Source organism: Faecalibacillus faecis (assembly GCF_003024675.1).
GTDB classification, from domain to species: domain Bacteria; phylum Bacillota_I; class Bacilli_A; order Erysipelotrichales; family Coprobacillaceae; genus Faecalibacillus; species Faecalibacillus faecis.
Genome location: NZ_PYLP01000033.1, coordinates 1 through 10,630, shown reverse-complemented (window position 1 = coordinate 10,630; position 10,630 = coordinate 1). Strand labels below are relative to the sequence as shown.

At 30.5% G+C, this 10,630-nt stretch carries 11 protein-coding genes, 1 rRNA gene and 2 pseudogenes; 8 read left to right on the top strand and 6 right to left on the bottom strand.

The window, feature by feature from the left end:
• From C7U55_RS12990 to C7U55_RS14305, 6 genes and pseudogenes are all read right to left on the bottom strand, one after another.
• Positions 1-130 (bottom strand): 16S ribosomal RNA (locus tag C7U55_RS12990); the annotation flags it as partial.
• 323 nt (positions 131-453) lie between these two features.
• Entirely contained in the window at positions 454-1,350 is an 897-nt protein-coding gene (galU, locus tag C7U55_RS12985; RefSeq protein WP_048925016.1) for a UTP--glucose-1-phosphate uridylyltransferase GalU, read from the bottom strand.
• 36 nt (positions 1,351-1,386) lie between these two features.
• Complete coding sequence (locus C7U55_RS12980) at positions 1,387-2,028, bottom strand: TetR/AcrR family transcriptional regulator (protein WP_106988910.1); 642 nt, start codon at positions 2,026-2,028, stop codon at positions 1,387-1,389.
• Between the two features lie 309 nt (positions 2,029-2,337).
• Positions 2,338-2,802: an integrase core domain-containing protein gene (locus C7U55_RS13840; protein WP_158566642.1), complete on the bottom strand. Its 465-nt coding sequence runs from the start codon at positions 2,800-2,802 to the stop codon at positions 2,338-2,340.
• Positions 2,803-2,850: 48 nt separating this feature from the next.
• Positions 2,851-3,189, bottom strand: coding sequence for an IS3 family transposase (locus C7U55_RS13835; protein ID WP_195994470.1), 339 nt, complete (start codon positions 3,187-3,189; stop codon positions 2,851-2,853).
• 144 nt (positions 3,190-3,333) lie between these two features.
• Positions 3,334-3,477: pseudogene (locus C7U55_RS14305) on the bottom strand (hypothetical protein); the annotation flags it as partial.
• Positions 3,478-4,317: 840 nt separating this feature from the next.
• Between C7U55_RS14305 and C7U55_RS12965 the strand changes: the two are divergent.
• The 8 genes and pseudogenes from C7U55_RS12965 to C7U55_RS12935 all read left to right on the top strand — a co-directional run.
• Positions 4,318-5,076 carry a DeoR/GlpR family DNA-binding transcription regulator gene (locus tag C7U55_RS12965; RefSeq protein ID WP_106988908.1) on the top strand — a complete coding sequence of 253 codons (759 nt, stop codon included), beginning with the start codon at positions 4,318-4,320 and terminating at the stop codon, positions 5,074-5,076.
• Positions 5,077-5,110: 34 nt separating this feature from the next.
• Positions 5,111-6,376 (top strand): PTS sugar transporter subunit IIC, encoded by a 1,266-nt coding sequence (locus C7U55_RS12960; RefSeq protein ID WP_106988907.1) that lies wholly within the window; start codon positions 5,111-5,113, stop codon positions 6,374-6,376.
• Positions 6,377-6,391: 15 nt separating this feature from the next.
• Positions 6,392-7,417: an SIS domain-containing protein gene (locus tag C7U55_RS12955; protein WP_106988906.1), complete on the top strand. Its 1,026-nt coding sequence runs from the start codon at positions 6,392-6,394 to the stop codon at positions 7,415-7,417.
• 3 nt (positions 7,418-7,420) lie between these two features.
• Positions 7,421-8,143, top strand: a complete 723-nt coding sequence (locus tag C7U55_RS12950) for an amidohydrolase family protein (RefSeq protein WP_106988905.1) — start codon at positions 7,421-7,423, stop codon at positions 8,141-8,143.
• Positions 8,140-8,859, top strand: coding sequence for an amidohydrolase family protein (locus tag C7U55_RS12945; protein WP_106988904.1), 720 nt, complete (start codon positions 8,140-8,142; stop codon positions 8,857-8,859). The genes C7U55_RS12950 and C7U55_RS12945 overlap by 4 nt, the downstream gene beginning before the upstream one ends.
• A 522-nt stretch (positions 8,860-9,381) precedes the next feature.
• A complete protein-coding gene (locus tag C7U55_RS13830) occupies positions 9,382-9,780 on the top strand; it encodes a helix-turn-helix domain-containing protein (RefSeq protein WP_199625163.1) in 399 nt (132 codons plus the stop codon).
• Positions 9,781-10,341 carry an IS30 family transposase gene (locus C7U55_RS13825; RefSeq protein WP_204638436.1) on the top strand — a complete coding sequence of 187 codons (561 nt, stop codon included), beginning with the start codon at positions 9,781-9,783 and terminating at the stop codon, positions 10,339-10,341.
• Between the two features lie 90 nt (positions 10,342-10,431).
• Positions 10,432-10,630: pseudogene (locus tag C7U55_RS12935) on the top strand (hypothetical protein); the annotation flags it as partial.

Here is a 10,630-nt window from a genome sequence, read left to right as displayed (position 1 = left end):
CCTGTAAAGGCCAGGTTACTTATGTATTACTCACCCGTTCGCCACTCTTCACATATGTGAAGCGTTCGACTTGCATGTATTAGGCACGCCGCCAGCGTTCATCCTGAGCCAGGATCAAACTCTCCATTGTCCTTCTATCTCTTCAGACAACTTTGGTCTGTTTAGCTCTTTTTTCTTTTAAACTTAAATTGACGTTGTGTTTTATTCTTTCCTGTTCAGTTTTCAATGTCCTCTCACTCGTCTCTCTCGTCGAGTGCTCATTTATACTACCATCCATTTCTCCTTTTGTAAAGCTTTTTCTCTATCTTTTTTTATCTTTTTTCCTGTTCCCTTCCTTTTTCCCCTCTGTATCGATGTTTTTTATCCCTCTCTTTTTTTACCTTTTTCTCTTTTTTACCTCCTATGTTGTGTTTATATACTGAAAGAAGCAAGGTTTTCCTTGCTTCTTAATTATTATTTCTTTTCTTTTTCAACTAATGTATGAATATAATCATTTACTTGATCATGTAAGTCTTCTCGATCTAAAGCAAAATCAATAGTTGCTTTGATAAATCCAAATTTATCTCCCACATCATATCTCTTTCCTTCAAAATCATAAGCATACACTGCTTGTCTATCTAATAATCTTTTAATAGCGTCTGTTAATTGGATTTCTCCCCCTGCTCCTTTTCCTTGTGTTTCTAACAGTTCAAAGATTTCTGGAGTCAATACATATCTTCCTAACACTGCCATTTGACTTGGTGCCTTTTCTGGTGCTGGTTTTTCTACCATATCTGTTAATTTTACAAGTCTTCCTTTGGCTGGATGTGATTTTGATGGTTCAACAATTCCATATTTACTAACATCTTTTTTCGCTACTGTTTGTACTCCTACGACAGAAGCTGATGTTTGTTCATATTGTTCGATCAATTGTTTTAAAGCAGGCTTCCCTTCTTTATTAACAACCACATCATCTCCTAATAAGACTGCAAAGGGTTCATCTCCAATAAATGATTTAGCACATAAGACTGCATGCCCTAATCCTTTTGGTTCTTTTTGTCTGATATAGTAGATATTGGCCATATCTGCAATATCTTGAATCATTTTTACTTGTTCAAGTTTTCCTGATTCCTTTAATCTTTCTTCAAGTTCATAGTTTTTATCAAAATGATTTTCCATAGCATGTTTATTACTATTTGTGATAATTAAGATTTCTTCAATTCCACTATCTACTGCTTCTTGAATAATGTATTGAATTGTTGGAATATCTACGATTGGCAACATTTCTTTAGCGATTGCCTTTGTTGCTGGTAAAAATCGTGTCCCTAATCCTGCTGCTGGTATAATTGCTTTTCTTACTTTCTTTTGCATTTACAAAACCTTCCTTTTTATTTTTATATTTCATTCTTACCTATTTAATGTTGCATACGCAAGAATCATTTCTTTTAATTTTATTAATTCAGGAGTATAATCTGTATCCTCTTTAGAACCCCAAACAAATCCACCTGCATAATAAGCACAAGCGGTCATCATGGTATGAACTGTCACACGCATAAATTCTTCTTTGGGAATATCTGTTCTAAAAGTTTTATCCTCTTTTGCCTTTTCATACATTTTATGTAAACGGGTATTTACCGAATAAAGAGCTTTATTAAATTCATCCATTTTCAAATCTTTTCTTCCTGAATGAGAAACATAATGATTGAAGTTATCATTATAACGAAGTAAATCTTTATTATTTTGATACATATCAATATAGCTATCTAATGTAAAGATCAATCTTCCTATTGCAGGAATATCCTCTATCGAACTAATTGGTCTTCTATCATCTAATCCATCTAAATAATCTTTCCATTTTTTGGTATTGACCGCAATAACTAATTCCAACTTCCCCGGAAAATAGCGAAATAGTGTTGCTCTACCAATTCCAGCTTCTTTAGCGATTTCTCCCATCGTTACTGATTCAATTTTTTGATCAACAAATAATCGAAAAGCAACATCTAGAATTTTTTCTCTACGCATATCTTTTTCTTTTTGATTTATTTTCATAACTTCCTCACTTATCAAAACATACTCTCTTTCTTATAGTATAGCGATGCGATTTACATCCGTCAATGAAGAGCTAAATGTTGTTTATTAAAAATTTTTATTAAGCATATAGAAGCTATTGATAGATAATAAACGAATTCATTTTTTTCTCTAATTTTGTTAACCATAAATATATTTTCTTTCTTAAAAGAAATATAAGTACAACGATAACAATAAAAATCATCAAGATCACATTATCAATAAAAACATCTTCTTTTTGAATAAGTTCCGCCTTATCTATATTGGTACTATGTCAATATTTTGGACAACTTAAATTACAGAATTAGTTAAATAAGTTGCGTTGTTGTTGATTAATTCTAGAATATACTTTCTTTCATAATCGTTTGGTGATAAGTACCCACAATGCGAGTGAATTCTTCTCATATTATAAAATGATTCTATATATTCAAAAATTAATTTGTATGCATGTTTATAATTTTCGATTTTATAAAAGTTCAACCATTCTCTTTTAATCAGTGCATGAAATGATTCAATACATGTATTGTCCCAAGGTGTTCCTTTATGTGAATAGCTCATGATCATTTTATCCGTTATTTCTGCATATTTTGCTGATGTGAATTGTACTCCGCAATTACTTTGAATCACTAATGGATTTTTTATATTTCTTCTTTTTTTTGCTATCTCTATGCATCGCAGCACTTCTTCTGCTTCCATTATTTCTGTCAATACCCATGCAATGATCTTTCTTGAAAATAAATCCATTACACTTGTCAAATATACAAAATCATCTTCCTATGTCCATATATAAGTAATATCTGTACATCAGGCACAATCTGGCTTTGATGGATTAAAATGTCTATTTAATAGGTTTTCAAGCTTAGAAGAGAAATCTAAACTTATTGTTGTTTTCGTCCAAGGTTTTATATATTTAGCTTTTAAATTATTTTCTTTCATAATTTGATGTATGAATCTCTGACTTACTTTTTCACCCTGATTTAACAATTCAGATGTTATTTTAGGTGAACCATATATTTCAAATGATTCCTTAGGGATTCTCTTGACTTCCTTGGTAATTCTTTCTCTTCTTATTTTTGTTTTGTTTGGACCTCTTTTTAAACAAGCATAATAGCCTGATTTGCTTAATTTTAATTTTTCAAGCATACTGGAAATTGAAGCTGTTTTACCATCATGTTTTTTGATTTTTACCTGATGATACAGTTCCTGTTTAATTATTTTCTAAGACATGCCAATAGCCTTTTTTAGGGCATCAAGTGCATCCTGAGTATCTTTAAGTTCTTTTTTTAATCAAGCAATTTCCTTAGCTTCATCACTTGAGAAATTACCTGAACCTCTAGAAACAACTGTACCGTTATTTTTATCAGCATCTTTCATCCATTTATGAATAGTGCTGTCAGCAATACCAAAACGTTTGGCAACTGAAACTTTAGATTCATTAGGATGATCGAGAACATACTGAACAACTCCCTATTTAAATTCATCTGTAAATGTTGGTTTAGCCATAATTAAATACCTCGTCTTTCTAATGATAATAATTTATGACATTATGCCATAGGATGCTTTAATTCTTCCATTTAACTAGTACCAGTTAAAAAGCTGATACAGCAGGAAATAAATGCAGCCTTTCTAATGTACAATGTTTCAAAAGCAATCATCAGAAACATAGATTTGAAGAAAAATAAAAAGCTGGAACTGGAATATGATTATAAACCCAATTTCAGCAGTGCAGTCACCAATATAAGACTTTATCTCAGAAAGAAGATAAATATGAAAGAACTTATTCTGAGAATAAAAAAATTTCTGGTCCCTCGAAGACCAGAAAGATCGTTTGAACGTAATATAAAAGGTCAATCATGTAAGCCATTAAATTATAGAACGTCCTAATGTGATTTATTATACACTGTTGTTTTAGGATAACAATAATTTTTTTAGAGCTATGTGATAGTTCTTTTCAAGCGCGTCTTAAACCATGCTTTTTTTCAAATGTGTTTAGTAATAATAGAAAAGGTGTCTGCTGTTTTGTAGCTGACACCTTAACTTAATTACCCGATGGTATTAGTTTTCTTTAACTTAATACCATTGCTTAAAGAGGTTGTTTTTTTAAATGTGATATAATAACAATGTAAATGTTATTATATGTTATTAATTAACATTTATTTAATTATTATAGGAAAATAAGCACATATGCGTTAAAAATAACATAAAATAACAAAAAAAATGATTGAATGTGTTATTTTTGTGTGCTATTCTATAACTGAAGGAGGAACATAAATGAACGCTAGCGAAAGAAAAATTGAAATCCTAAAATTATTAAAAGAAGGATCTATGACATTAGATGAACTCGCGAAAAAATTTAATGTCTCAGTAATGACTATAAGAAGAGATTTAAGAAAATTTGAAAATCAAGACGTTATATTGATATCACAAGGAACAGTATACTTAAATAAGAGTGTTGGCTCAGAAGAAAGTTATATATTGAAAAAAGATAAGATGATAGCAGAAAAGATTCGTATAGCTCAAAAAGCCATTGAATATATTAATGATGGAGAAGTAGTCTATATAGATTGTGGAACAACATGTGCTCAAATAGCTGAAGAACTTGCTAAATCTAACAAAAATGTAACAGTGATGACGAGTTCTATTCTAGTAGTTAATGCTTTATTCATGGCTGAAAATATTGATTTATGTATGTTGCCAGGAAAGTATAGAGAAAAGTCTATAGGATTTATAGGTGATCTTACTATTGATTTTGTAAGAAAGTTCTATTTTGATAAAGCCTTCATGGGTGCAGAAGGAATTGATACTGAATATGGCATATCACTCCCTCATTTAGAAGAGGGGTTAACAAAACAAGCAATTGCTAGACAAGCTAATACAGTTTTTGTTGTCACTGACCATTCTAAATTTTCATTAAAAACACTTTATTCATATGCTGATTATAATGATATTGATTATATTATTACTGATTCTAATCCTGATTTTAATATGTCCTCATTCGAAAATGAAAAAATCAAGATAGTTAAAGTATAACAATATAGTTTACCTAAGAAGAGGAGTGAAACAAATGAATAATTTTCTTGATAAAATGACTAACTTTATTGATAGTAAACTTACACCACCATTAATTAAGTTTGGGAACAACAAATACATGGTTGCAATTAGAAATGCATTGATTCGCTTAATCCCATTATTGATTGTAGGATCATTCCCTATGATTCTTACTAATCTGCCAATCACATCTTTAGCTAAAGTGATGGCACCTTACAATGATGCAATAAACACATTATCAAATATGACATTTGGTTTCATTAGTTTATTTTTAGCATTTGGTATTGGCTCTGAATTAGCCGATACTTATGGTTTAGATAAAACAACTGTAGGTATTGTAAGTTCAGTTTGCTTTTTATTAACAGTGGCACCATTAGATTTAAAGACTAATAGTATTTCAGTAGGTGGATTTGGTGCTTCTGGAATGTTTACTACATTCGTTATTGGAATTATTGTAGCTGAAGTTATGCACTTTTGTGATAAGCACAACCTCGGTATCAAAATGCCAGCCGGTGTTCCTGCGGGTATTGCCTCAAGTTTCTCATCAATTTTACCAATGACTGTGTTATTTGTATTCTTCTGGTTTTTAAGAATTATTATTGGTTTCGATTTAAATGGTTTCTTAAAATCTATTTTAAGTCCTATTTTAATTTTATCTGATACATGGTATGCAGTATTATTAGTTGGTTTAATTTTGATGTTATGCTGGTCAGTAGGTATTCATGGTGGTTCTATGACAGTACAAGGTGTAATGTATGCTTTCTTAGTAGCTAATATCGCATTAAACGTAGAACAAGTTGCTGCAGGTATGAAACCTACTCATGTGTTAACAGAACCATTTGTATTTTGCTTTGGTATGCCTACAGGAAACGGTATTACTTTACCTTTAGTATTAATTTATCTCTTCTCTAAATCAAAGAGATTAAAATCAATCAGCAGAATGTCTCTTATTCCAAGTATCTTTAATATTAATGAACCAGTTGTGTTTGGTTTACCAGTAGTTATGAATCCAACTTTTTTCTTACCGTATGTATTTGGTACAACAGTATTTGGTATGATGTATGGTTATGTTCTTATTCGTTTAGGACTTATGACAGCACCTTATATCTCAGTCCCTTGGACAACTCCACCTTTACTATATCCATACCTGGCAACAGGTGGTGACTGGAGAGCGGTTGTAGCTCAGTTAGTATTATTTATTATTGTTGGTTTTGTTTGGTATCCATTTGCGAAAACTTATGAAAGACAACTATTAAAAGAAGAACAATTAGAAAATGATTAGCATTTGAGGTAATATATGAATATAGAAAAAAAAATCAAATTCGATCATGATAAAAAACAATTTGTGAACGAATTAAATAATAGAAACAATGATATTGAAAAATGTATCCAATATTGCGATGGATATGGTTTTAATTCTTTTAAGAGTATAAAAGAGAGTATTAAGACAAAAAAAATAACTAAGTTATTCTTGATTGGAATGGGTAGTTCTCTATATGCAAGTCAATATGCATTAGCTCAATTAGAACACTGCAACATTTTAACTCTCTCAATAGAAGCAGCAGAATTTAAGAATAAATATATGCATTTAGTAGATGATCATACTTTACTAGTAATCATTTCACAATCCGGTAATTCAAAAGAAATTGTTGATACTATTGAGGAATTAAAGAGTAGAAATTGTACTTTTGAACTCATTACTATTACTAATAATCTGAATGGTTATTTATATACTAACTATAAGAATAGCATTTTATTGAATGCTAGCAAGGAATTCTATATTTCACATAATAGTTATTTGAATACTTTGATTGTTATTAAGTATTTACTGGAGTATTTATTTGATGAATGTTGTTATTCATTAAAGACAGATGATGAATTACTCACTAAACTTAATAATTATGATGAAGAACTATTAAAACATAAATCTTCTATATTAACTCTATTTGAAAACATTGCTTGTGTTGACTTTATTTATGATAGTAAAAGCAAGTTTAATGCAATAAATTCTACACTCTTGTTAAGAGAAGGAATAGAATTAATGACAGCTTGTTATTCAAAGAATGAATATTTACATGGTGAACATTTAGTTGAAATCCCTAATAAACTATTATGTTTAATTGGAGTAGATGATACAGAAGATAAGTATAATGAGATTATGAGTGAAGCACACGTAACAAAACAAATCATTTTAACCCCAGCAGATGAAACTAAAGTAGAAGTTTATGATAATAAAATAAAAATTAATATTTTATCAGATATCAAAGATTTAGCAGAAATGATTTTCTTTAATCAGGTAGTTGCCTGGAGAATGGAGATGTAGACAATGAAAATAGATGCACATAATCATATCGGTAAAAAAAAGGGAATAAGTGTTAGTGTAGATGATTTTATTAAAAATATGGATGAAGCAGGAATTGATAAAGCCGTCGTATTTTCCTTTTCCGAACAGATAGATAATGAATATGTTATTGAATCAGTAAAACGATATCCCGATAGACTTTTTGGCTTTGTTACAATTAATCCTTGGTCTACGACATCGGAAGAGGAACTAGAAAAAGCATTTTCAACTGATGAAATCCATGGATTAAAACTTCATCCTGTTAAACATGCTTATGCATTAGATGACCACAGTCTGTTAGATCCTTTATTTAAAATATGTGAAAAACATAATAAACCTATCCTGATCTTTGGCGGTGCAAATGTATATTCTAGTCCAAATATGTTTGCTGAAATGGCTATGACTTTTCCAAAGGTTAATTTGATTATGGCACATGGAGGTCAGATGTATGAAACAACCTCAGCTATCAATGTTGCTAAGAAATATAAAAATATTTATATTGAAACATCTTCAATGTTTGGAATTAGAATACAAAATATTGTGAAAAAAAATTTAACAAATCAAATCATTTTTGGGTCGGATACTCCTACGGGAGATATGGAACTAGAAATGAAAAAAATTGAATCTATAGTTAAAGATGAAAACGAATTGAATAACATTTATAGCTTGAATTTAATGAATCTATTGAACGGAGGGAACTCATTATGATTATTGATTCTCATAATCATATCGGCAAAAGAAAAGGTATTAACTTTACTGCTGAAGAAATGATTGAATGGCTAGATAAAGCAGGTGTAGATGCATGTGTTGTTACTTCTCAAGTAGAAACAATTAATAATGATTATGTTGCTGAAATGCAAAAGAAGTATCCTGATAGAATCATAGGATATGCTGTTGTTAATCCGTGGGAGTGGGAGGCTGAAGAAGAATTAGAACGTTGCTTTAGAGATTTAAATTTATATGGATTAAAGCTCAATCCTACTAGACATGGATTTGCTTTAGATAGACATGAAATTGTTGATCCTCTGTTCAAGATTTGCGAAAAGTATAATAAACCAGTACTTGTCCATGGTCAATCTGATATGTTTAATATGCCTGGTAAATTTGACGAAATGGCAGAGACATTTCCAAATGTTACATTAATTATGGCACATATTGGAGAACCAGATGCTATTGATGCAGCTATTAGAGTAGCTAAACGCAGAAAGAATGTATATATTGATACAGCAAGTGTTCAATTAAGTACATTGAAAAAAGCACTAAAAGAAATTGATCCAGATAAAATTTTGATGGGTACAGATGCACCATGGGGAGATTTTAGTTTGTCGGTAGATTTAGTAAAAAAAGCAACTAATAATGCAGAAATACAACAAAAAATATTAGGTGATAATATTATAAGAGTGTTGAATTGGGATAGAAAATGAATTCAAATTAAAAAGACACACTTTGGAATAGATGATTATTATGGCGTAGCTGACCAATCATTCCGATTAGGTTAATCAATTATATTATGCATACTCCTTTTCTAGTAAAATTAAGGTGTAAATAGTAAGCGCCAAATAAAATAGTGGCTAGAAATATAATAAATTATCATTGATAATTATAGTAGTTTTAGAGAACTAAAATTACTATATCAAGTATCTTTAGGTACTCAAAAGACTATATATAGTAATTTGAGTATCTAATTTTACTATACGAGGATGGTGAGATTATGAATGTTCAGAGTATCAATAACGACATCAAGAAAAAACAATGGTAAGCGTCAATTTATAAGCATAGAATAAAAACAAACAGGAAGCCTTCATAATGAAGAAAATGTCCTGTTTGTTTTATTATTGCAGATAATTTATCATAATAAGTGCAACATGTAAGAAAAAAATAAAAAGTCCATGAACTCTCGTGGTAAAATGTGAGTGGCTAAACAAACATTTTTAAAGGAGAATATCATGAACTATAAACACCTTAACATAAATGAAAGAATTATAATAGCACAATTAAAATTAAGTGGGCTTTCCATTAGAGAAATTGCACATCAGTTAGATAGAAATCCAAGTACAATTTCTAGAGAGCTCAAACGAAACAGTTATAAAACTGGTAGTGGTTATCGTATAACGAGATATACGGCATCTACAGCTCAAAATAAGTGTATAGAGAAAAAACATAAATGCGGACGTCATCAGATTATATCCAATGAGGCTATTTCATATGTAAAGAATAGGATTGAAGAACATTGGTCTCCAGATGAAATATATCACAGAAAGTGTAGTGACCTTGATATACCATCAACTTCAACAATTTATCGTATGATTAGGCAAAAACGATTAGGAAGTATTACAATGAATTGATTGCGTCGAAAAGGTAAGTTCAAAAGACCGGCCGAAACAAGAGGAAAATTCAACGATGGTGGAAGATCTATAAAAAAGCGTGATAAAAGCGTATATAAACGTACTGAATTAGGGCATTGGGAAGGTGATACTGTAGAATCTGGAAGAGTTGATCATAAAAGAAAATCTAGTTATTGCTTCGTAACGTTAGCAGAAAGGAAATCAAGATTTTATATCGCAATCAAAGTTAAAAATAGAACAGCAGCCGTTGTAACACCTGCGATAATAGAAGCATTAAGTGGCTTTCCTAATGAATTAGTAAAAACTATTACCTTTGATAGAGGAAAAGAGTTTTCTGGATATGAGCAAATTGAGAAAGAATTAAATTGTAAAACATATTTTTGTGATCCGTATTGTGCATGGCAAAAAGGTACGAACGAAAATACAAATGGCTTACTTAGAGAGTTTTATCCAAAAGGAATGGATTTATCAAACGTTGACGAAGAAGAATTACAATATAACATAGATTTACTTAACAACAGACCAAGAAAGTGTATAAATTATAAAACACCGAGAGTGTAAAATAAACTGTGTAAGTCAGGGGCGCGCGACCTGATGAACACAGTTTTTATTTTGTCTATGTTATAATTAGGAGGAAATGAGGATATGAACATGACTAGAAATAAACGTGACCCTAAAAAAGTTGCACTCGCGCAGGCAATCATTGATGCCTATAATCCAAACTCTGTTGAAGATATGAACGATGCTCTCAAAGATCTATTTGGGCCTTTATTTGAATCAATGCTTCAAGGTGAAATGAATAATCATCTTGGCTATGAATCCAATGATAAAGGTATCAAACAAACAGAAA

What these genes read in the sequence shown, in the direction of transcription:
- galU (WP_048925016.1), bottom strand. Translation starts at nt 1,350, where the DNA reads ATGCAAAAGAAAGTAAGAAAAGCAATTATACCAGCAGCAGGATTAGGG.
- C7U55_RS12980 (WP_106988910.1), bottom strand. Translation starts at nt 2,028, where the DNA reads ATGAAAATAAATCAAAAAGAAAAAGATATGCGTAGAGAAAAAATTCTA.
- C7U55_RS13835 (WP_195994470.1), bottom strand. Translation starts at nt 3,189, where the DNA reads ATGCTTGAAAAATTAAAATTAAGCAAATCAGGCTATTATGCTTGTTTA.
- C7U55_RS12965 (WP_106988908.1), top strand. Translation starts at nt 4,318, where the DNA reads ATGAACGCTAGCGAAAGAAAAATTGAAATCCTAAAATTATTAAAAGAA.
- C7U55_RS12960 (WP_106988907.1), top strand. Translation starts at nt 5,111, where the DNA reads ATGAATAATTTTCTTGATAAAATGACTAACTTTATTGATAGTAAACTT.
- C7U55_RS12955 (WP_106988906.1), top strand. Translation starts at nt 6,392, where the DNA reads ATGAATATAGAAAAAAAAATCAAATTCGATCATGATAAAAAACAATTT.
- C7U55_RS12950 (WP_106988905.1), top strand. Translation starts at nt 7,421, where the DNA reads ATGAAAATAGATGCACATAATCATATCGGTAAAAAAAAGGGAATAAGT.
- C7U55_RS12945 (WP_106988904.1), top strand. Translation starts at nt 8,140, where the DNA reads ATGATTATTGATTCTCATAATCATATCGGCAAAAGAAAAGGTATTAAC.
- C7U55_RS13830 (WP_199625163.1), top strand. Translation starts at nt 9,382, where the DNA reads ATGAACTATAAACACCTTAACATAAATGAAAGAATTATAATAGCACAA.